The organism is Marinobacter sp. (assembly GCF_048266785.1).
In the GTDB taxonomy this organism is placed as follows: domain Bacteria; phylum Pseudomonadota; class Gammaproteobacteria; order Pseudomonadales; family Oleiphilaceae; genus Marinobacter.
The window spans coordinates 45,117-65,995 of record NZ_JBLWYX010000018.1 but is presented as its reverse complement, the minus strand read 5'-3'; the positions used below and the strand labels follow the sequence as shown (position 1 = coordinate 65,995).

Annotated in this window: 22 protein-coding genes; 15 read left to right on the top strand and 7 right to left on the bottom strand. The window is 55.1% G+C overall.

Annotated elements, in window-relative coordinates; all coding sequences use genetic code 11:
• Positions 1-94 precede the first annotated feature (94 nt).
• From ACN0V1_RS18575 to ACN0V1_RS18530, 10 genes are all read left to right on the top strand, one after another.
• Positions 95-1,117 (top strand): hypothetical protein, encoded by a 1,023-nt coding sequence (locus ACN0V1_RS18575; protein ID WP_417546421.1) that lies wholly within the window; start codon positions 95-97, stop codon positions 1,115-1,117.
• A gap of 133 nt (positions 1,118-1,250) precedes the next feature.
• Positions 1,251-1,829, top strand: coding sequence for a class I SAM-dependent methyltransferase (locus ACN0V1_RS18570; RefSeq protein WP_417546420.1), 579 nt, complete (start codon positions 1,251-1,253; stop codon positions 1,827-1,829).
• A 327-nt stretch (positions 1,830-2,156) separates the two neighbouring features.
• Positions 2,157-2,435: a type II toxin-antitoxin system RelE/ParE family toxin gene (locus ACN0V1_RS18565; protein WP_417546419.1), complete on the top strand. Its 279-nt coding sequence runs from the start codon at positions 2,157-2,159 to the stop codon at positions 2,433-2,435.
• A 10-nt stretch (positions 2,436-2,445) separates the two neighbouring features.
• Entirely contained in the window at positions 2,446-2,760 is a 315-nt protein-coding gene (locus ACN0V1_RS18560; RefSeq protein WP_417546418.1) for a HigA family addiction module antitoxin, read from the top strand.
• 179 nt (positions 2,761-2,939) lie between these two features.
• Complete coding sequence (locus tag ACN0V1_RS18555; RefSeq protein WP_216582919.1) at positions 2,940-3,110, top strand: hypothetical protein; 171 nt, start codon at positions 2,940-2,942, stop codon at positions 3,108-3,110.
• 241 nt (positions 3,111-3,351) lie between these two features.
• Positions 3,352-5,763 (top strand): Lon protease family protein, encoded by a 2,412-nt coding sequence (locus ACN0V1_RS18550; protein ID WP_417546417.1) that lies wholly within the window; start codon positions 3,352-3,354, stop codon positions 5,761-5,763.
• Positions 5,735-6,610: a universal stress protein gene (locus tag ACN0V1_RS18545; RefSeq protein ID WP_417546416.1), complete on the top strand. Its 876-nt coding sequence runs from the start codon at positions 5,735-5,737 to the stop codon at positions 6,608-6,610. Before ACN0V1_RS18550 ends, ACN0V1_RS18545 begins: the two co-directional genes overlap by 29 nt.
• Positions 6,611-7,192: 582 nt before the next feature.
• On the top strand, positions 7,193-7,552 hold the full coding sequence (locus tag ACN0V1_RS18540) for a VOC family protein (RefSeq protein ID WP_417546415.1): 360 nt from the start codon (positions 7,193-7,195) through the stop codon (positions 7,550-7,552).
• Positions 7,553-7,691: 139 nt separating this feature from the next.
• Complete coding sequence (locus tag ACN0V1_RS18535; RefSeq protein WP_417546414.1) at positions 7,692-8,552, top strand: M14 family metallocarboxypeptidase; 861 nt, start codon at positions 7,692-7,694, stop codon at positions 8,550-8,552.
• A gap of 133 nt (positions 8,553-8,685) precedes the next feature.
• On the top strand, positions 8,686-9,453 hold the full coding sequence (locus ACN0V1_RS18530; RefSeq protein ID WP_417546413.1) for a metallophosphoesterase: 768 nt from the start codon (positions 8,686-8,688) through the stop codon (positions 9,451-9,453).
• 17 nt (positions 9,454-9,470) lie between these two features.
• Here the strand turns inward: ACN0V1_RS18530 and ACN0V1_RS18525 are convergent, their stop codons facing one another.
• On the bottom strand, positions 9,471-10,406 hold the full coding sequence (locus tag ACN0V1_RS18525; protein ID WP_417546412.1) for a succinyl-CoA synthetase subunit beta: 936 nt from the start codon (positions 10,404-10,406) through the stop codon (positions 9,471-9,473).
• A gap of 280 nt (positions 10,407-10,686) precedes the next feature.
• On the opposite strand from ACN0V1_RS18525, the gene ACN0V1_RS18520 reads away from it, so the two are divergent.
• Complete coding sequence (locus ACN0V1_RS18520) at positions 10,687-11,046, top strand: DOPA 4,5-dioxygenase family protein (RefSeq protein WP_417546411.1); 360 nt, start codon at positions 10,687-10,689, stop codon at positions 11,044-11,046.
• Between the two features lie 66 nt (positions 11,047-11,112).
• Here ACN0V1_RS18520 and ACN0V1_RS18515 read toward each other — a convergent pair whose 3' ends face one another.
• Genes ACN0V1_RS18515 through puuE form a run of 3 tightly spaced genes read right to left on the bottom strand, consistent with a single transcriptional unit; the run spans position 11,113 to position 13,402 of the window.
• Complete coding sequence (locus ACN0V1_RS18515) at positions 11,113-11,613, bottom strand: ureidoglycolate lyase (RefSeq protein WP_417546410.1); 501 nt, start codon at positions 11,611-11,613, stop codon at positions 11,113-11,115.
• A 13-nt stretch (positions 11,614-11,626) separates the two neighbouring features.
• Positions 11,627-12,475 carry a bifunctional allantoicase/(S)-ureidoglycine aminohydrolase gene (locus tag ACN0V1_RS18510; protein ID WP_417546409.1) on the bottom strand — a complete coding sequence of 283 codons (849 nt, stop codon included), beginning with the start codon at positions 12,473-12,475 and terminating at the stop codon, positions 11,627-11,629.
• A 9-nt stretch (positions 12,476-12,484) separates the two neighbouring features.
• On the bottom strand, positions 12,485-13,402 hold the full coding sequence (gene puuE / locus ACN0V1_RS18505; RefSeq protein ID WP_417546425.1) for an allantoinase PuuE: 918 nt from the start codon (positions 13,400-13,402) through the stop codon (positions 12,485-12,487).
• A gap of 175 nt (positions 13,403-13,577) precedes the next feature.
• On the opposite strand from puuE, the gene ACN0V1_RS18500 reads away from it, so the two are divergent.
• Together ACN0V1_RS18500 and ACN0V1_RS18495 are read left to right on the top strand one after the other, a co-directional pair.
• Positions 13,578-14,321 (top strand): aspartate/glutamate racemase family protein, encoded by a 744-nt coding sequence (locus ACN0V1_RS18500; protein WP_417546408.1) that lies wholly within the window; start codon positions 13,578-13,580, stop codon positions 14,319-14,321.
• 79 nt (positions 14,322-14,400) lie between these two features.
• Positions 14,401-15,759, top strand: coding sequence for an NCS1 family transporter (locus tag ACN0V1_RS18495; protein WP_417546407.1), 1,359 nt, complete (start codon positions 14,401-14,403; stop codon positions 15,757-15,759).
• A 132-nt stretch (positions 15,760-15,891) separates the two neighbouring features.
• Here the strand turns inward: ACN0V1_RS18495 and ACN0V1_RS18490 are convergent, their stop codons facing one another.
• The 3 genes from ACN0V1_RS18490 to ACN0V1_RS18480 form a co-directional block, all read right to left on the bottom strand.
• The gene (locus tag ACN0V1_RS18490; protein ID WP_417546424.1) at positions 15,892-16,596 is read right to left on the bottom strand and encodes a GntR family transcriptional regulator; all 705 of its coding nucleotides are present in this window, start codon (positions 16,594-16,596) and stop codon (positions 15,892-15,894) included.
• Between the two features lie 356 nt (positions 16,597-16,952).
• Positions 16,953-17,648: a response regulator gene (locus tag ACN0V1_RS18485; RefSeq protein ID WP_417546406.1), complete on the bottom strand. Its 696-nt coding sequence runs from the start codon at positions 17,646-17,648 to the stop codon at positions 16,953-16,955.
• Complete coding sequence (locus ACN0V1_RS18480) at positions 17,645-19,273, bottom strand: ATP-binding protein (RefSeq protein ID WP_417546405.1); 1,629 nt, start codon at positions 19,271-19,273, stop codon at positions 17,645-17,647. The genes ACN0V1_RS18485 and ACN0V1_RS18480 overlap by 4 nt, the downstream gene beginning before the upstream one ends.
• A 184-nt stretch (positions 19,274-19,457) precedes the next feature.
• Here ACN0V1_RS18480 and ACN0V1_RS18475 point away from each other — a divergent pair, with 184 nt between their 5' ends.
• Complete coding sequence (locus ACN0V1_RS18475; protein ID WP_417546404.1) at positions 19,458-20,435, top strand: Bug family tripartite tricarboxylate transporter substrate binding protein; 978 nt, start codon at positions 19,458-19,460, stop codon at positions 20,433-20,435.
• Positions 20,432-20,878: a tripartite tricarboxylate transporter TctB family protein gene (locus tag ACN0V1_RS18470; protein ID WP_417546403.1), complete on the top strand. Its 447-nt coding sequence runs from the start codon at positions 20,432-20,434 to the stop codon at positions 20,876-20,878. The genes ACN0V1_RS18475 and ACN0V1_RS18470 overlap by 4 nt, the downstream gene beginning before the upstream one ends.
• Position 20,879 lies beyond the last annotated feature (1 nt).

Below are 20,879 nucleotides of genomic sequence, written 5' to 3'. Positions count from 1 at the left end.
CACAATATTGAGAAGTTGGCGAACTACGGGCAGTTGGTGGCGTGATGCCGGCATCAGATAGCTGGAAAGGTGCCTCTGGAGACCAACAATATTGGTGCCCGGAAAGCCGAATGGCTACAACGGACATATAAACATCCGAATCGGGATAACCAGCCAGTTGAAGGCTGCGAAAACGTTTACAGAAAAGCGGCGGTGGGATCGGCTCGAAAATGGGTTTTTCTACAGCCTCGTTAGATTCTCGGAGAGTAAGTTGTCACAGCCGGTAGTTAGCGAAAAATTCTTGCTTAGATTTGCTCCCGATCACTTGGGAGCAGTGGAGAGGTTTCGTTTATTTGAGTGTGAATCCTTAAGTCAGGACAAGGTTTTTCGTCGGGGAATCGCCACCACCGCAGACCATCTGCAAAAATTTACGGTCTTGGCCGACATTGCTAACGAGCTATCAACACAGTTAGATCTTGATAGAGAAGAGCTTGATCGCTCCGGTTATTCACCTGGAACATATTCGAATAGGTATGCAGCCGTCATAGAATGTTGCATAAACGAACTATATTCCTCGCTTGATGGTGTTAGAGACGTAATATTTGCCACCTTCCAAGGGATAAGAGGTGTTCAGAAGAAATCAACTGAAAAGACCTTTCGATACGCAACGGATAACAATTATGGTCCGGAGTTCCCGAAAGAGTTAGCAGATATTTTAAAGAGAGCCAACGATTACTGGTTCTACAGATTGAGAAGATATAGAACGGAATTTACGCACGGCAGTCTTGGTTCATGTCACAAGAACCCTGAAGACAGCAAAATTTCCTATTTCCATCAGGGGCTTGGAACTCAGGGAAAAGCGTTAGTTGTTGACGATATAGTCAGTTATATCAATGAGGTATATGCAAAATGCCTTGAACTACAGAGCGAGATCTTTGAGTTTTTCTACGATCACTTGACGCTAAAACCAACTCAAACGCTCTGTGGCTTCTATAAAGGTCGGGCCTACATGAGGGAGGTTACTCCTGAGCGGCCATTGACGTTTCATAGTGGCATCTGCCTTTCAACGCATTACGAGTTCGAGTGCCCTATGAAGGACAAATGTGGGGCTTATGCCAACGCATTGGGCAGAATATAACCAAGTGGTCAACGGGACGCCGTAAGATGCCTCCCCATCCCGATTAGGCTGCAACACAGGGTTCGCTATGAACACACACAGACCGCATGAAGTGCAGGACCCTGTCGTGGAGGAGTACTCCCGGAGCGCGAAGGTGTACGACACGAAGTGGTCGTTCTATGTCGAGGCCACGATACGGGAGACGATGAGCCGATTCAGCTTGCGGCCGACAGACCGGTTGCTCGATGTTGGTTGTGGCACCGGTGCTTTGCTTCATCGCCTGTCGGCGACTTATCCTGGCGCGCAGTTGTCGGGCGTTGAGCCCGTGCCAAAGATGCTGGCAATTGCACGTCGCAGGCTTTCACCATCCATCGAGCTTCATGAGGGGTGGGCGGAGCGCCTCCCATTTGCGTCGGAACAGTTCGATGCTGTCGTTTCATGCAACATGTTCCACTACATTCGCAAGCCCATCGCTGCGCTGCAGGAGATGAGGCGGGTTTTGCGTCCAGACGGTCAACTTATCATCACTGACTGGTGCGATGACTATTGGTCTTGTCGAGTGTGTGATCTATATCTGCGTCTGTTCAATCACGCGCACTTCAAGACCTATCGTGAGCGGGAGTGTGTCCAACTGTTGCAAGAGGCCGGTTACGCCGTCGTGCACATCGACCGCTACAGAATCAATTGGCTGTGGGGAATGATGACGGCCAGAGTTATGAAAGATACAGCCTAACCGGAGCGTGTGTACCGGCCATGGCACAGAACGGGAGGTGCGGGTGTAATCCCCCCATTTTTAACCGTCTGTTTGAGTAGAGGGTTAAGATGCCTTTGGCAGCCGGGCTGGAGGTATGCCTCCGATAGCGGTATTTGCAGGCTAATCTGAGTTAAACCACAACAAGGAGTCGCCCGACAGCGGTGGCCCTGGAGGCTTAGTCCAACAGACATTTAAAGGTCATGCTGTGCACGACCATTAAATGCTTAGGTGTTATCCCCCTCTATCAACCAGTCATCCATGATAGTAACGCTTGACGTTATTGTCGCAGGGCGTCATTATTAATCGATGATCATATCGTTTAAGTGTAAGGATACCGCGAAGCTGGCAAGCGGCCGCCGCGTCAGGCGCTTTGTCAATTTTGAGCGCGTTGCTATGAGGAAGATTCGGCAACTCCAGGCTGCAAGTCAGTTGGATGATCTTAAAGTACCACCCGGCAATATGTTGGAGCCATTGCATGGTGATCGCCAAGGTCAGCACAGCATTCGAATCAACAGGCAGTTCCGGGTGTGTTTCCGCTGGACCAAGGCTGGTGCGGAAGATGTCGAAATTATTGATTACCACTAGGAGGTAACTCATGCGCAACATTGATTCTGTAACACCAGGCGAGTTACTGAAGGAAGAGTTTCTTGAGCCGATGGGTATTTCTCAATATCGTCTGGCCAAAGAAATTGGGGTGCCTGCTCAGAGAATCGGTCAGATTGTCGCTGGAAAACGTTCGATAACTGCAGACACAGACCTGCGACTTTGTCGATTCTTTGGCTTGTCTAATGGCTATTGGTTGCGAGCTCAGGCAGCTTACGATACTGAAATTGCAGAAGATGCCCTTGAAGACCAGTTGAAAAATATTCGTCCGTGGAATTCCGGTTCAGGAATCGGGCACAGGGCATAACCATCGGCTGCACAGCGACCGGTTTTACGCCGCGCTGCGCCTCCAAACCGGCGCGGAAAAGCTCTGACCAAAGCCTATTTGAGTGCCGCCTTCCAGGTTTTCTTCAACCCGAGTTTCCGGTATGTACGTGAGATCATCCGCCCTGAAGTTGATCCGTCGTTCGTCATTAGGAGCATTTCATGTCAAAGAAAGTAGTCGTGTTTGAGTACGAGAAAGAAACAAAAAACAGTGTGCGCTATAAGGAAGTCCCTGATGAGGGCACGGCTCCTATCGTGGGCACTTTGTACGTTCAGAAGTGGTTTGCGGGTAACAGCAAATCTATTGAGATAACGATCGACAAAAAGGACTAGCTCGCCACGACAGTTCTTGCACCGTACATTGCGGCAAAGCTTAGAGGTTGGGCATAGTCGAATTCTACTATAGTGATTACACCAGTGAGCTTCGTGTGAAGTAGCAGCAGGAATCGTGTACGCGAATGTGGCCCGTTACGGCATTATTTTGAACACGGAGAGCTACTTCGAGCGTCGCGCGGCCCTTCTGGCGCGGTCGCAGAAGGAGTAACCCGAAAGCAAGGGATCTTAAGGAGTAACAATGGCTGTACCTGCGGCGTTAACCGAGGACCAGATTTACCACCGCTGTCCCCCGGAGAAACTGGACTTTGAAACCACCGAAAAGCTGGACGACCTTGAGCTGCCGTTTGGTCAGGATCGCATGCTGCGGGCCCTGGAATTCGGGGCCAGCATGGCTGCCAGCGGGTTCAACCTGTTTGTGCTGGGCCCCACGGGCGCGGGCAAGCATGAATTGGTAAAGCGGTTTTTGGCCAATCACGCCGCCGGTAAGCCGGTGCCGCCTGACTGGTGCCATCTGTTCAATTTCCTGCAGTCAGATAAACCGAACGCCATTGAGTTGCCGCCGGGCGACGGTCGAACGTTCAGGAACGACATGAACGATCTGGTTGGCGAGCTGAAAACGGTCATTCCGGCTACGTTCGAAAGTGAGGAATACCAGTCCCGTATTCAGGAACTGCAGGAGGAGGTGACCCGTCGCCAGCAGAAAAGTCTGCTTGTTATTCAGGAAGAGGCGAACGCCAATAACATCGCCATGGTATCCACGCCCGCCGGGTTTTCCTTTGCCCCTATGCGCAAAGGCGAGGTGATCGAGCCCAAGGAGTACGAAACCTTCTCCGATGAGGAGAAAGAGCTGGTTGAAGCCAAGGTGGAAGATCTCCAGAAAAAGCTTCAGCAGGCTATCCAGCAGGTTCCGCGGTTGCGCAAGGAAGTGCGGGAGCGGATACATCAGCTTAACGAAGAGATGGTGCAGCTCACGCTCGGTGGCCCCATCGGTGAATTGCGCGAGAAGTGGGCGCATGTGCCTGCGGTGGTGGTCCACCTGGATGCGGTGCGGGAAGACATAGTGGAGCACGCCGAAGCCTTCCAGGATGACGAGAATGGTGCTCCCGCCGGGTTACTGAACCGGTACCGCGTGAACCTGCTGGTCGACAACGCCGACACCCGGGGCGCCCCGGTGGTGTATGAAGACCTGCCCAACCATCAGCACCTGAGCGGGCAGATCGAACACAGGGCCCGCCAGGGTAACCTGTATACCGATTTCACTCTGATTCGTGCGGGCTCACTTCATCGGGCCAACGGTGGCTACCTGATTCTGGACGCCCGCCGCATTCTTACCCAGCCTCTGGCCTGGGAGAGCCTGAAGCGTATTCTGTTCTCCGGTGAAATCCGCATTGAATCGCTGGAGCGTTTGTATGGGCTGGCGACCACGGTCAGCCAGCAGCCGGAGCCGATTCCGCTGAACGTGAAGGTGGTTCTGCTGGGCGAGCGTATGTTGTATTACCTGTTGTCCCATTACGATCCGGACTTTCTGGACTTGTTCAAGGTGGAAGCAGACTTCGAAGACGATCTGGACCGGGATGATGCCAGTTACATGCTCTATGCCCGGATGATTGCCACCATGGCCCGGGCTTCCGGGTTGAAAGTGCTCGACAAGGCTGCGGTGGCGAGGGTGATTGAACATGCGAGCCGTTTGGCCAGTGACCAGAAAAAGCTCACAGCCCACGATCGGGTGCTGAAGGACCTGCTTGCCGAGGCAGATCATTGGGCAAGTCAGGCTGAAGAGGGCCACATTGGTGTTGAGCAGGTACAGCAGGCCATTGATGAGCGGGAGTACCGGGCCAGCCGTATTCGCGAGCGCAGTCTTGAGCAGATCCGCCGAGGCGTAATGATGATCGCCACCGAGGGCGCGCAGGTGGGGCAGGTGAACGGCCTTTCCGTGTTGCAGATTGGCGCCACCCGGTTCGGCCAGCCAACCCGCATAACCGCCACTGCGCGCCCTGGTAAAGGGCAGGTGGTGGATATCGAGCGGGAAGCCAAGCTTGGTGGGCCGATTCACAGCAAGGCGGTGATGATACTGTCCCGCTTTCTGGCCAACCGCTATGCCCCGATGGGGGAGCTTTCGCTGTCTGCCAGCCTGGCGTTCGAGCAGTCCTACGGTGGCGTGGAGGGCGACTCCGCCTCGGTGGCGGAAACCTGCGTGTTGCTATCCGCCATTACCGGCGTTCCTTTGAAACAATCACTGGCGGTGACCGGTTCGATGAACCAGCACGGCGAGGTTCAGGCCGTGGGTGGTGTGAACGAGAAAATCGAGGGCTTTTTCAATGTGTGCACACAGTCTGGAGGAGTGAATGGCCAGGGGGCGCTGCTTCCGGCCAGTAACCTGGAGCACCTGATGCTCAACGAGCAGGTTCGAGAAGCCGTGCGGCAAGGGCGGTTCAGCATTTACCCACTCAGCCATATCGATCAGGCCATTGAGCTGATGACCGGCATGGAAGCCGGCGTTCCCGGTGCCGATGGCGTTTACCCGGAGAACACCTTTAACCGGCAGGTGGCCGATCGGCTGGCAGAGTTTGCCGACGTCAGCAAGAAAAAGGACGACGACAAGGCGAACGGAAGCGGAGGCAATGGTGGTGACAACAACCGCGACGACTGACAAACCGAAAGCGCCAATGCCGGCAGGCCGGGTACTGATTCTGCTGGATGGCTCACGCCTGAGCCTTGCTGCGCTGGAAGCCGCTGGCGAGATTGCCTCGGCTCGTCATGCAGACGTTTTGGGTATCTTCGTGGAGGAGACCAACCTGCTGCGCGCGGCCGGTTATGGCTTTGCCCGGGAAGTAGGCGGCAGTTCCGGTCTCGCCCGCCCGCTGGAGGCGGCAGCGCTGGAGGGCCGTCTGCAGGTTCTGGCAGAACAGGCCCGCCGTTCGCTGCAGCAAACGATGGCTCGCCGGGGGCTGGTCCAGACCCTGAAACTCTGCCGGGGGCGGGTGGCTGAAGAGGTGTTGAATCTGATGCAGCCGGAAGACCTGGTGGTGCTGGGGCGGGGTGGCTGGTCCGGTATTCCCGGAACCCGGCTGGGTTCCACCGCTCGGGTTCTGCTGCGACAAGCACCGGGTGACGTGCTGCTGTGGGCTGAGCCTCGGCCCCGGCGCCAGAACCGCGTGGTGGTTCTGCTCAATCATGATCAGGGTGCCAATCATCGCGCGGTACGTGTAGGGGCCGAACTGGCCCGTCGCAGCAACCAGCCCTTGAGTGTGTTGATCCGCACCAACCCTGAGGACGATCAGTCGGTGGCGGAGGACATACTGACCTACCTGCAGCGTGAAGGTATTGCTGCCCGGGTAAAGCGGATACCGATGGCCAGTGCCGGCGCCGCTGTGAGAGCCTTGCAGGAAGAAGGTGCCACCCAGTTGGTCGTCAGCCGTACCAGCAACCTGTTTACCGATCAGGGCGCGGAGGCCCTGCTGTCGGAATTGAGCCTGCCGATTACGGTTACGCCCTGATCGGCTCCGGGCAGAGCATGATTTGTAGGTGAGATAGAGCGGCGATTTTCACGTTGAGTGTTTTCGGGAAGGTCGTGAGTTGCCCGATGTGGCCTCGGATGTGGTTTGAGGCGGCGCTAATCGAACCCTGCTCGGTAAAGTTTGGAAGGGGACATTTAATGTGGCTCAACAATCCCCAATGCTGTCCGTAAATCCTTTGCGTCCAAAAAGTCCGACTCAAGTTTGATCAGGCGGCCGTCATTACTGCTGAAAAAGTCGGCTCGGTCTTACGCTCATTTTTGAGTTTTCGTTCGGGCTTTGGCAAGGCAAGTCGTGGCCCGAGTTGCTTGAGGCCTACACCTTCGAAGGTGGCAATCTCTGGCTTGTCGTCCTCGCGACGATCGTTCTCGCACCGTACATTGCGGCAAAGCTTCGAGGTCGGGCATAGATGCCTTACCACGGAGTTCTACTATAGTGATTACACCTGTGAGCTTCGAGCGAAGCGGTTGGCGGAATCGCGCTTGAGCATGCGCGTCACAATTGAGTCCTTGGTCTGGTTCAACGCCACCGAGGTTCATAGCTTTATGCATCATGGAGAAGCCTGTGAAAGAGACCGGTAAAATCAACTATGTGGAAATGCCTTCACGAGACCTTGAAGCAACAAAGAAGTTCTTTGGTGATGCATTTGGGTGGTCGTTTATCGACTACGGCCCTGAGTACGTGGCAATTCAGAACGCCGGCCTGGATGGCGGGTTCTTTAAATCAGACTATGTGGCTACGACCAGCAGTGGAAGTGTGCTGGTGGTTCTCTATAGTAACGACCTGGAAACCACACTCGATAAAGTGAAGCAGTCTGGCGGAAAGATTGTTCAGGATATTTTCACTTTTCCCGGTGGCCGCCGTTTTCACTTCAGCGATCCAAATGGCAACGAATATGCCGTTTGGTCAGAGCCAAGTGCATAACCATTAAAAACCCCGATGGGCTCGATGAGTAATGAGCCGAGTTTTCGGGTGTCAGGTGTGGAATATCTGGCCTGATTGCGAGCTTGGGCACGGATGCTAGAATGCCCGCCCGTATTGGCCATCACTGGAGAAAAGCGATATGAACACGGCTCCCGCCTTCTATCCCATCGGTACGCCAGGCACCCCCTGGGGCGACGTGGAACGCGCCGAGTGGTTGTCGCGGCAGTCTCGTCAACGCAGCTACGAGTCCGAGGTGTTGAGTGTAATTGAGCGCCTGCGCCCGCGCTTTGATGTGGGACAGTATGGCCATCTGGACTATGGCACCGAGAGCTATCCGCTGATGGCAATCCGCAGCCGCGACTGGCGTGACGATCTTCCGGTCATGCTGATAACGGGCGGGGTGCATGGCTATGAAACCAGTGGTGTACATGGCGCGCTGCAGTTCGTCGATCAGCGTGCGGAAGATTACGCAGGCCGCGTCAACCTGCTGGTTGCACCCTGTGTCAGCCCTTGGGCCTATGAGCGCATCCATCGCTGGAATCCGAACGCGGTCGACCCTAACCGCTCGTTCCGACATGACAGTGCGGCCGAGGAGTCGGCGGCATTGATGCAACTGGTTGCGCCCGTTCTTGATCGTGCACTGATGCATATGGACCTGCACGAAACCACAGATACGGATGAAAGCGAATTTCGCCCCGCGCTGGCGGCACGCGACGGCAAGCCGTTCGAGCCGTGTGAGATTCCCGATGGTTTTTATCTGGTCGATGACAGCGAGAACCCGCATTCAGAATTTCAGCTGGCGGTGATTGAGGCGGTGGAGAAGGTCACTCATATCGCTCCGGCTGACGAAAACGGGGAGATCCTTGGCTCACCGATGGCAGCCCGGGGCGTTATCCAGTATCCGCTCAAGCAGTTGGGCCTGTGTGCCAGTGTCACTAGCGCACCTTACAAAACCACCACCGAGGTGTATCCCGACAGCCCCCGTGCGACCCCCGAGTAATGTAATGCTGCGCAGGTTGCAGCAGTGTGTGGCGGGATCGACTATGCGCTGGCGCACCAGTAGGGAAGATCAGTAGTTGTCTGGGGGAGTGAGCATTTAAAAACGGCGGTTTATAGCGGTTTTTCAAGGAGATGTGATTTTGCGTTTGCGTATACTGTCGGATTTGCACGTTGAGTGTTTCAAGGAAGGTCGCGATCTGCCGGATGTGGCAGCGGATGTCGTTATCCTTGCCGGAGACATTCATCGCACAACGGAAGGCCTCGCCTGGGCGGCGGAGCGGTTTGCCGGGCAGGAGATCATCTACGTTCCGGGCAACCATGAGTTCTACGGAACAAGCATGCCCGACACGCGTAAAGCATTGCGTGCCGATGCCAAGCGCCTGGGTATTCACCTGCTTGATAACGACACGGTGAACATTGGTGGCGTGCGCTTTCATGGCACTACGCTCTGGACAGATTTCGGTCTGTATACCGGCCAACCTGAGTATGATCCGTTGCAGACTGAGCGGCGCGCGCTCGCGTTTATGCCCGATTTTCGCATTATCGAACAGCCACTGGGTGAGGTGTTTAGTACTGCAGAGAGCCAGAGGTTGCATGCTGAAGCCATGGCCTGGCTTGAGGCGGCGCTAGGCGACCCCTGTTCGGGGCCGCGAGTAGTTATCAGCCACCATGCCCCGTTACCTGAGTGTATTCCGCCGAAATATCAGGGGGATTCCTTGTCGCCTGCCTTCGCTTCGGATTTGCGGGCGCTGATGGGGAAGATGAATCTGTGGGTTCACGGCCACGTTCACGAGCCCGTTGATTTACAGGTTGAAGGCACTCGCGTATTCGCTAATCCCGGTGCCTACCCGAAAGAATACGATCCACCACTGTTTGCTGCAGACAGAATTATTGAGGTGTAAGCGCATACTCTGCGCCGTTAATAAAGACTCAATTCAAGCAGATAAACGGTGGTGGCTGTTGCCTGATTTGACGCGAAGATAATGAGCCGGCGAATATCGGTCATGTCCATCAGGCGTGTTGCGGGTGCTTGCTGAACATCGGCCAAACTCACGGTAAAGCGATTCACTCCGGGGGCGATGACAAGTCGGGTGTTGAAACGGTCTTCATACGCATTGCCACTCCGCTCATGGGTGTGGTCGTTGATGCGTAAGACCAGGGTCAGTGGCGTTTGCTCGGGATTAAACAATGTCAGTGCCAGGTTCTGATAGTTACTCCAGTCGCTCGCCAAATTGTTCAGCGAAGCCCCTGAGTACTTTTCGGTTCCGAGGTTCACTTTCAGGCTGTACTGGCCGTCTACCGAATCGGCAAAGCGTGTAGAGCGTTGTACGTTACCATCCCAAAATATCTGCGCATTGGTAGTAGCGAAGTTATAGAGCTGCGGCACCTGTCGGGTTATCTGCCACTGTTGGTGACCGATGGCGACCACGAGCCAAAGCTCCCATAGCAACAAAATGGCCACGCCAATACGGGCCAGCCACACGGCAAGTGGTTTTTTTTCTGACCATGAGAGACACACCAGCGCCAGCCATGCACCTACTAAATTGCGCAGCATATCGTGCCAATCAACGTCGCGGCCTATCCTACCCTGAACCAGCTCAATCAGCCCGCCCGAAACAAGTACCACCACAGTGGTGACAGTGACTAATCGCCAGCCACCAAGCTTGCGTTGCGGCTGAAGTAACAGTGTTATCAGAAAGAAGAACAGGATGTGACCCAGGTTCCACACGGCTTCATAAAACAGGCCGTCAGCCCAATCCGGGCCCCCGATGAAAAATAAAGGGAACAACGCAAAAATCAGGCTCACATGGATGACTTTAGCACCCCAATGCGTGGAGTCGTTTTTAAAACCCAATATCAGCTCCTGTAAGACTGGGTGATGGGCAGGCACAGCCATCGGGCATGTGATCGGACTGCGCTTTCACGAGCGCATTCTGAAAGCGAAGACACCGGTGTTTTTCCGCCAAAATATCAAGGGGACTCCTTGTCGCATTTTTATCGTGAAGGTGAGAGGCGGATTCTTATACTCTATGTTATGAGAGAGGAGCAACAGCTTGGAGCATTTATGCTCGGGAGCAGCTAATCTATCGCGTTGCTCGCCTTTTATGGCGGCGTTGAGGCAAATGGAGAGCTCAATGAAAGAAATTAAACGCCCTGTTAATTCTCATAAAGCTTATCATGCACATATATATTTTGAGAAAGAAACATTATCTTTTGCGACCGCTTTATGTGAACAGGCTGGTAAGAAATTCGGCCTGAAAGTTGGTCGCATTCATCAAAAGATGGTTGGGCCCCATCCAAAGTGGAGTTGCCAAATTACATTTGGCGCTCAGCATTTTGATGAATTTGTTACTTGGCTTGAATTAAATAGAGAAAGCCTCACAGTTCTAATACATGCTTTATCCGGCAATGATTTAGAAGACCATACAATATACGCTTACTGGTTAGGAGATAGCGTTGAGCTCGATTTATCAATGTTTGAGCCGAACAAATGATCGTCTTGACACTCTATATGAACAAGCCACTGCAATCGCCAGCCCAGACAACGTTCTTCGCCCCGATTACTCCAGCGTCACCCTCAGTGCCAGCGGATGCTCATCACAGTTGTGCCCTGCGCCGCCGCGATCCACTACCAGAAACTCCCCCTCACACTCGAGCACAGACTGAATGGCATGCCAGGTGCCTGCGCGGTAGTTGACGCCCTGTCGGCCATCGGTAACGAAAGCGCGCACCTGGGCTGGATCGATAACGTCCCCAGCCGGTGCCACCACAACCACAAAGCGTTCGCCGTGCAACGGCATAAAAGCCTGACTACCCAGCGGATGGCGCTCAAGAAAGGTCAGCTCCAACGGCATTTGTATCGGCTGGGTGACGAAGATACTGATCAGCGTTCTTGCTTCCTCGCCTAAGGTTTCGACCTTGGCCAGATCATGGTAGCGGCGGGTGCGCCCACCGTTAATTATAAAAAACTCGGAACTGCGGTGATCGATCACTTCGCCGAAGGCAACAAAAGCCTCCGGTGTCAGCGGCTCAGCTGTTAATTGCAATAACTGTTCACTCATCTGCATACTCCGCTTAACGACCGTAGGTCGGCAGCTTCATGTGTCGGTTCACATCCTTGTACAACAGATAGCGGAACGGACCAGGGCCGCCGGCATAACAAGCCTGCGGGCAGAAGGCGCGCAGCCACATGTAATCGCCGGCCTCAACCTCAACCCAATCTTTGTTCAGCAGGTACACAGCTTTACCTTCAAGCACATACAAGCCATGCTCCATCACGTGGGTTTCCGCAAAAGGAATCACGCCGCCGGGCTGAAAATTGACGATGTTCACATGCATGTCATGGCGCATGTCCTGAGTGTCAACGAAGCGGGTCGTGGTCCAGCATTCATTGGTGTCGGGCATGACCAGCGGGTCAACCAATGTTTCGTTGGTGACGAAGGCCTGCGGCACCTCAACGCCCTCTACCTTCTCATAGGCTTTGCGTATCCAGTGAAAGCGCACCACCTCGCCTGAGTTGTTGTGCGCAACCCAGTCACTGCTTGGCGGGATAAAGGCGTAGCCACCCGGCTCCATCGTGTGCTCTTTGCCGTTCAGGGTCAGGGTCAGCTCACCCTCGACAATGAACAGAACCGCTTCAGCGCCTGGGTCGATTTCTGGCCGGTCGCTGCCGCCACCCGGTTGTACTTCCATGATGTACTGGGAGAAGGTTTCGGAAAATCCGGTTAGTGGTCGCGACAATACCCACAAGCGAGTGCCGGTCCAGAACGGCAGATGGCTGCTGACGATGTCACGCATCACACCCTTGGGAATCACCGCGTAGGCTTCGGTGAACACCGCGCGATCTGTGGTTAGCTGCGTTTGCGGCGGGTGCCCGCCGGTGGGCGCATAGTAGGTTTTTGGTTGGTTCGGATGCTGAGTCACAGTAACTCCTTAAATAGGGTGATGTTCGGCCCAGTGATGGGCAATATCGATACGGCGAGTTACCCAAACGCGGTCATGGGTCTCGATATAATCCAGAAAACGCTGCAGAGCACGGAATCTTCCCGGGCGGCCAATCACGCGGCAATGCAGTCCCACGGAGAGCATTTTTGGTTGCTCGCAGCCTTCGGCATAGAGCACGTCAAACGCATCCTTCAAATAGTTGAAGAAATGATCGCTGGTATTGAAACCCTGCGGCGAGGCAAAACGCATGTCGTTGGTGTCCAACGTATATGGCACCACAAGGTGGTTGTGATGATCACCCTGGCTGTCGGTAGCGTGGGTCCAGAATGGCAGGTCGTCGCCATAATAGTCGCTGTCGTACAGGAAGCTGCCTTCATCCAGCAGCAAACGGCGGGTATTGGGGCTGTCGCGGCCGGTATACCAACCCTGAGGCTTCTCGCCATACAACCGTTGAAAAATGTCTATAGCATGCTGCATATGCTCTCGCTCAAGCGCCTCGGGCATATCCTGGTAATGCAGCCAGCGCCAGCCGTGGCAGGCAATTTCATGCCCTAGCTCCTTGAATGCCATGGCCACTTCGGGATGCCGCTCCAGCGCCATGGCCACCCCAAACACCGTCAACGGCAGGCCCCGTGTTTCGAACTCCTTGAGAATCCGCCAAACTCCGACCCGCGAGCCGTATTCGTAGATAGATTCCATACTCATGTGCCGGTCCGGGAACGCCTCGGCACCGACGATTTCCGAGAGGAATCGCTCAGAGTGACTGTCGCCATGCAGGATGCAGCTCTCGCCCCCTTCTTCGTAATTGAGCACGAACTGAACGGCAATACGGGCCTTCCCCGGCCATTTTGCGTGTGGCGGGTTGTTGCCGTAACCGACAAGATCCCGCGGGTAAAGGGTGCTGATGCTCATGACTGCTTAACCTTTTGTACGTGTATTAAGGACGGGCCGTTATGGCTGCAAAAAATCGAGGGCACATGTTCACCTCGGTGCGCACAAACTGTGTTATTAGTTTTTGACAAGATCAATTGTATACAATTACACTCGGCTTTGTGTACAAATACTTATACAGGCCAAAAAAATGCACATTCGCGTCATTAATCCGAACACCACTCGAGCCATGACCGATACCATAGGTGTCGCGGCACGGAGTGTTGCTTCACCTGGCACACGTATTACCGCCAGCCAACCGGAGAGCGGCCCCGTTTCTATCGAAAGCCATTTCGATGAAGCCGTGAGTGTTATGGGCGTTATAGAAGAAGTGCTTGCCGGTGAGCGCGAGGGTACCGACGCATACGTGATTGCCTGCTTTGGCGACCCGGGTATCTATGCCGCGCGTGAGTTGACCCGCGCACCGGTGATTGGTATTGCCGAAGCCGCCTTCCACATGGCGGGCCTGATCAGCACGCGATTTTCCATTGTCACCACGCTGCCCCGCACCATGATCATTGCCGAACACCTGCTGGAAAGTTACGGCCTCAGCCACAATTGCCGGCGTATTCGCGCGGCAGACATCCCAGTGCTGGATCTGGAAAACAACCCGGACGTGGCACTGCAAATGATCATCGATGAATGTCTGCGTGCCAAGCATGAGGACAACATTGGTGCCATCGTGCTGGGTTGCGGCGGCATGGCCGATCTGACCCCACAAATTAGCGAAGCGGTCGGGCTGCCGATCGTCGAAGGCGTCACCGCCGCCATCAAGCTTGCTGAAGCGTTGGTTGGTCTGGGCCTGGGCACCAGCAAACATGGCGACCTGGCGTTCCCCCTGCCCAAGCCGTTCCTAGGGGGCTTTGAGCGTTACTCGAACCTGAAAGCGGAATAGACCCTACGCTGAAAACTTTGCCAGCATTCGCAACAACTATGGATATAACAATGACAACTATCCACAACAAGAGCGTCTCATGAACACAACCACAGCAAAAGCAGGACCGCTGGACGGTCAGCAAGAGCATACGAAAGCCATAGGAGAAGAATCCCTGGCACCGCAACAAACCCGGATCATGGGGCGTGTGTCTTACTTGTTGGCCTGGTTTGGCGGCTGCGTGTCTATTGGCACCTTCACTATGGGCTCCAGCGTGGTCGGCACCCTGAACCTGATTCAGGCCACGGTGGCGATAGCCATTGGCTGCTTTGTAATCGGCATTGCCCTGGCACTTAACGGCGCTGCAGGCTACAAGTACGGCATTCCGTTTATGGTCCAGGCCCGCTCTGCCTTCGGTTTTTCCGGCACCCGATTACCGGGCCTGGTACGGGCCGTGCCCGCCATCGTCTGGTACGGTTTTCAAAGCTGGATTGGTGCCGGTGCACTCAACATGGTGTCCGCGACGCTGTTCGGCTTCGACAATCTGGTGTTCTTCTTCATCACCTTTCAGTTCCTGCAAATCGGACTGTCAGTCATGGGCTTTCAGGGTATCAAATGGCTGGAAAATATCGGCAGCGTTTTCATTCTCGCGTCGCTGGTGTACATGTTCTACAGCACGGTTCAGCGCTACGGAGATGAACTGTCGACCAACCTGCTGACCATGGAAGGTTCCTGGGGCGTACCCTTTTGGGGTGCGACCATGCTGTTTCTGGGCATTTACAGCACCATGATCCTCAACGTCAGCGACTATTCCCGTGAGCACAAGCACGGCACCGGGCCTGGCCTGCTGACCATAATCTACTCAATGTCGATTCTGCCCTGTACGCTGTTTATGGGTCTGATCGGTTACATGGTCTCGGAAGCAACCGGTGTCGCCGACCCGATCCAGGTGTTCGCCAACGCTGTCGATAACACCCCGCTGCTAATGACCACGTTGATGTTCATCGCTTTTGCCCAGGTCACCACCAACGTGCTGAACAACGTGGTGCCGCCAACCTATATCCTGATGGATGTGTTCAAGCTGCCATTCAAGCCTGCCACAATCATTGTAGGCCTGTTGGCGTTCGCCACCTTTCCGTGGAAACTGGTGAACGAAGAGTCCGCTGCCGGCCTGCAGGTATTCGTGCAGACTTACTCCGCTTTCCTGGGCCCGATCTTCGCGATCCTGGTGGTTGATTACTACATTATCCGCAAACGTACGCTGAATCTGGATCAGTTGTATGATGCCCTGGGGCCGTACAAAGGCTTTAACTATGCTGCGCTGATCGCAACAATAATAGGTGCGGTGGTGGCGCTGACGTTCTCTACTGTGTCCTGGTATGCCAGCCTGATACCGGCCGGTGTTACTTACTATCTATTGATGAAACACTGGGCACCCTGCCAGCGCTTCCGTCAGTAAATTGCTGTTACAGTTGCCGTAGTTGGCTACCGCTGGCTGGCCTCGACTAAACTCGAGGTCAGCCGCACATCATCTCCTTGCAAATACGCCTGGCGGGCACCGGCATCCAGGCTCTATCCAGCCTGTCCCCTCCTAGCCCTGATAGGCAGCAAACACATCGCCCAGATCCGGCGTTTCGTTCTCGGCTTCATCAATCGACAGGGAAGATTCGATCGCGTGCAGGTGTTTTCGCATGAACGCCACAGCAGCGTCACTGTCTCTCGCCTCAAGGAGATCAACCAGTTGGTGGTGGTCATTGCATTCACAGCCCAGATCGCCTGAATGGCCGTACACCGCCAGAATCAGTGAAGAGCGCGAGCATAACTGAGCTACAAAGTGCGCCAGTGCCTGATTGCCTGCCAGTTCGGCCAGGCGTCCATGAAAGGCGGCAGACACTTTGATCGCCGCGCTCTGCTCATGCCCTTGTAAAGCTTTTTGTTCGTCCTGAGCCATAGTGCGGAGTTCATTGACCTGTGCGGCGGTGATGCTCACAGCCAAGCGGGCCATGAGGGCACACTCGATCATCCGCCGCGCATCAAAAACCTCCCGTGCTTCCTCCGCTGAGGGTCGTGCCACGGTCGCGCCCTTGCCCGGGGTCAGGGTAATCAGTTGCTCCAGAGCCAGCCGCTGTAACACCTTGCGAATACCGGTACGACTGGTACCAAATACCTCGGCCAGAGCATCCTCACGCAAACGCGCGCCTGGCTTGAGCCGGTGCTCGATCACTGCATCGCTGATAGCTCGGTAGATCACGTGGTGACTGGAGCCTTTCGAATCAGGTTTTTCCTCACTGAGCATAACAGGGTCGTGATCGGCCTTTGCGGCGAAAGACTGTGGCCGGCGTGCTTTCATGTATAGGTGTCCATTAAATGAAGCTTGTGATTATTTGCGGATTTTGATTAGGTTTTATTCGATGCTCTCAACTACTGTAAGATCATTGGCCGATAAGGTATTACAAGACTTCAGCATCAGGATACTATCTATTAATAAAGCTTGTGATGCATGCCGAACTTTGACAGCTAATAATTAAGACAACCGGGTCAAAGCGAGATTGCTTGTTACTACTTCCCAAAGCCAGTTTACAGGGAGCATGTAGAATGGTGAAGCTGCCAAGAAAATTTCGATAATCGGCGTACTTGCTATCGAGTTAACGCTCAGGTCGGGAGACGCTGCATCCGGTAGCGCCGCTCCGGCCGGCCAATACTGCCATAGCTTACCTCGGCCACCAGAGTGCCGGTGCCGGTCATGTATTCCAGGTAGCGCCTGGCGGTGGTGCGTGATGCACCCATGGCGCTGCCCACCTCTTCTGCGCTCCAGGGCTTGCCGTCGGCAATCAATTCGCGAATCTTGTCCAGCGTAATGACATCAATGCCCTTTGGCAGTCTATGATGGCTGTCGTTGCTTGTGTCGCCGGCGTTGCGCGGGAGCAGGGCGTCTACTTCGTCCTGGCCCAGGTGTTTTAACGCCGACAAACGCGCATGGTGGTCACAGAAGCGGTTGATGGCGTCTTCCAGACGCTCGAACACCAGTGGTTTCAGAATGTAATCAAACACCCCACCGCGCAGGGCGGTACGCAGCGTGTCCACTTCTTTGGCGGCAGTAATCAGAATCACGTCGCTGCTGTTGTTGCCAGCACGCAACTCGCGCAATAAATCCAGGCCGCTGCCGTCGGGAAAATACACATCCAGCAGTATCAGGTCGGGCTGCAGCACCTCTGCCTGTTCCCGTGCGTCGGCCAGGGTGTGTGCGATGCCGCACAGTTCCACCTGACCCAGGCGCTGAATAAAGCGGCGCTGGATTTCCGCAATCTGGCGGTCGTCTTCGGCGATCAGCAGTCGGATGGGGGTCAAGGCTGGCTCCTGCCGGTGAATGATTTCGGTAAGTATAATGTGAAGCGGCTGCCGCCCGCATGGCCCAGGTTTTCCACGGTAATTGAGCCGCCCCAGGTATTAAGAAACTGGCGCACGAGATGCAAGCCAAAGCCATGCTCGTTTCCGGGCTTGCTGGTTACGCCTTTTTCAAAAATCCGGTCTTGTACCTCGGGGGCGATGCCGGGCCCCTGATCTTCTACCTCGAAGATAAGTTCCTGCCCCAGATCGGTCATCGACAGTTGAACCCGGCCGTTCGCGCCGGTGTGACGGCGGGTAGCCTCCAGGGCGTTATCAATCAGATTGCCCAGCACACTCACTAGCTGTTCACGGGGCAGGTTATCGGGCAGGTCGGCCATTTGGCTGTCCGGGTCTATTTCAAGTTGCAGGCCCATTTCCCGGGCGCGATTGTGTTTGCCCAGCAGGCAGCCGGCAATAATAGGGTCTGGCACGGCTTCCAGTAGCAGGTGAATCAGCGTCTGGTGACTGCTGACTTCACTACCGATTAGCTTCAACGCATCGTTATAGGCGCCTAGTTGAACCAGCCCGGCAATGGTATGCAGTTTGTTGGAGTACTCGTGGGTCTGGCTACGCAGGGTGTCGGCGTATTGCTGAATGCGGGTGAGTTGCTGGCTCACTTGATCCAGCTCGTTGCGCAGGCGGAAACTGGCGACCACGCCGATAATGTCGTCGCCCTGACGCATGGGCAGTCGGTTGACCACCATCTGCCGGTTGCGTAGCCATACCTCACGATCGAAATCCGGTATGCCGCTGCTCAAAACCGACATCAGATCGCTTTCCGGGAGCACCTCCAAAATGGGGCGCCCGGCCACTGGTATGTCGGTATTCAGGCCCAGCGTGGTCAGCGCCGCTCGGTTCACGGTGGTTATAATTCCGTCGCGGTTAATCGCAATAATACCTTCGCGCACCGATTGCAGTGTGGCGTCGCGCTCCTGAAACAGGCCCGCAATTTCTTCCGGTTCCAGGCCAAAAATGGCGCGCTTGAAACGGCTGGCAATCACCACTGCCGCAAGAATGCTTACCAGTAACACCACACCCAGAACGCCGTACAGTACGAAACTATAGCGCTGTACGGTGGTATCTACCTGGCTCACGCTGTAACCCACCGACACAACGCCAATAATGTCGCCGCTGTCGGGCTCGAACACGGGCGCTTTGCCACGCATGGACTCGCCCAGATTGCCCAGTGCACGGGCCACATAACCCTTTCCTTCTACCAGTGCGAGGTGGCCGTCATCGCCGTCATCGTCTGCCATGGAGTGGCCGATGCGCTCTGATACCGGGTGGGCCAGGCGAATAGCGTCGTGATCGCCAATCACGATAAACAAGGCTTCGTTGGTCGTGGCCATTTTGCGAGTAAGGGCGTTGAGAGCGTCAATGTCCCGTTCTTGTATACCCCGGATAACGGCGGGGCTGGCGGCAACGGTTTTGGCTACCATCAGCGCGCGTTGGCCAATTTCGTTGTACAGGGATTCGCTAAGATAATAACCCGCAAATACGCCGATAAACGCCGCTTGCAGCGCGCTCACCAGGCCCAGGGTGAGAATCATGCGGGTTTTGAGTTTTGTGCGTCGTTTTACAGGCATAGATTTCAGTCAGAGCTGTCCGTTGGTGGGTTGGGTAAAGGGTAGGGCACCACCGGTGGGTTTGCCCGTGAACTTTATGCACAAAATGCACAGTAGTTTTTTTAAATGCGTTACGTCCGCAAACTTCAGCAACTACGCATTGCCTTTTACTCTGTTTGTTCAAACAACAAGTGAGGCAATGTGTATGTTTCTCAAAACAACAATAGCATTTGCGGCTGCGGCCACCTTCAGTATGTCTGCCATGGCCTGGCAGCCTAGCGGCAAAGTTGAGTGCCTGGCACCGGCCGATCCGGGCGGCGGTTGGGATTTTACCTGCCGCAGTGTGGGCAATGTCATGCAGCAGCTTGATCTGGTAGATGGATCGGTACAAACCGTGAATATGGCTGGCGCCGGTGGCGGCGTGGCCTACGCGCACACCGTCAGCAAGCGTAAAAACGACGACAAGCTGATCGTTGCGGCGTCTACCGCCACCACCACCCGGTTGGCGCAGAAGCAGTTTCCCGGTATGGATGCTTCCATGGTGAAGTGGATCGGCGCGCTGGGTGCAGATTACGGCATCATCGCGGTAAGCAAAGATTCCAGATATGAAAACCTGAACCAGCTGATGGACGCGTTGAAAGAGAACCCGCGTGCAGTCAAATTTGCTGGCGGCAGTGCCCGTGGCGGCTGGGATCACCTGAAAGTACTTATCGCAGCGAAGGCCGCTGGCGCTGACAAACTGCCCTCCATCCCTTACCTGTCGTACAACAACGGCGGCGAAGCCATGACCCAGGTTGTGGGCGGCCAGGTGGATGCTTTCACCGGTGACGTATCGGAAGCGACCGGCTTTATGGAATCCGGTGATCTGCGCGTACTGGCGGTGCTTTCAGAGGAACGACTGCCGGGTAAGTTTGGCGATATTCCTACTGCCCGAGAGCAGGGGATTGATGCGCTTGGTCCAAACTGGCGCGGATTTTATATGCCGAAAGATACGCCTGAAGAAGCTCAGCAGTATTGGGTAGACGCAATCGACACCCTGTACGCCAGCGAAGAGTGGAAAGCGGTGATGAAAAGCAACGGTCTGATTCCGTTCCACCCCAAAGCCGCTGAGTTTGAAAGTTTTGTGACCAATCAGGTTCAGGAAATTGAAGACTTGTCCCGGGAAATAGGTCTGCTGAAATGACTGGCATGGGCGATCGTATTCTGGGTTTGTTCATGCTGGTGTTGGCGGTTGCCTATGGCTGGGTAGCGCAACAATGGCCTGAGCCCTTCGGCGGTGCCGAGGGCGTAGGGCCGGAAACTTTCCCCACCATACTGGCGATCGTGCTGGTGGTGGGCAGCCTGTATCTGATGATCAAGCCAGATGCCGATGCCAAGTGGCCGGTGGGCAGGTCAGCCCTGGAACTGGTGATTTCGATCATTGTGCTGGTGGTTTACGCGATGCTGCTGGAGCCATTGGGCTTTATTATCTCCACCACCCTGGCCGTTGGCGCCTTGAGCTGGCGCATGGGCGCGCCGCCAAAAGGGTCGTTTGTGACGGGGCTGCTCAGTGCCATTGTGGTGTTTGGACTGTTTAACTATGGGTTGTCGTTAAGCCTGCCCAATGGCTTGCTGGGGGGCTTTTGAC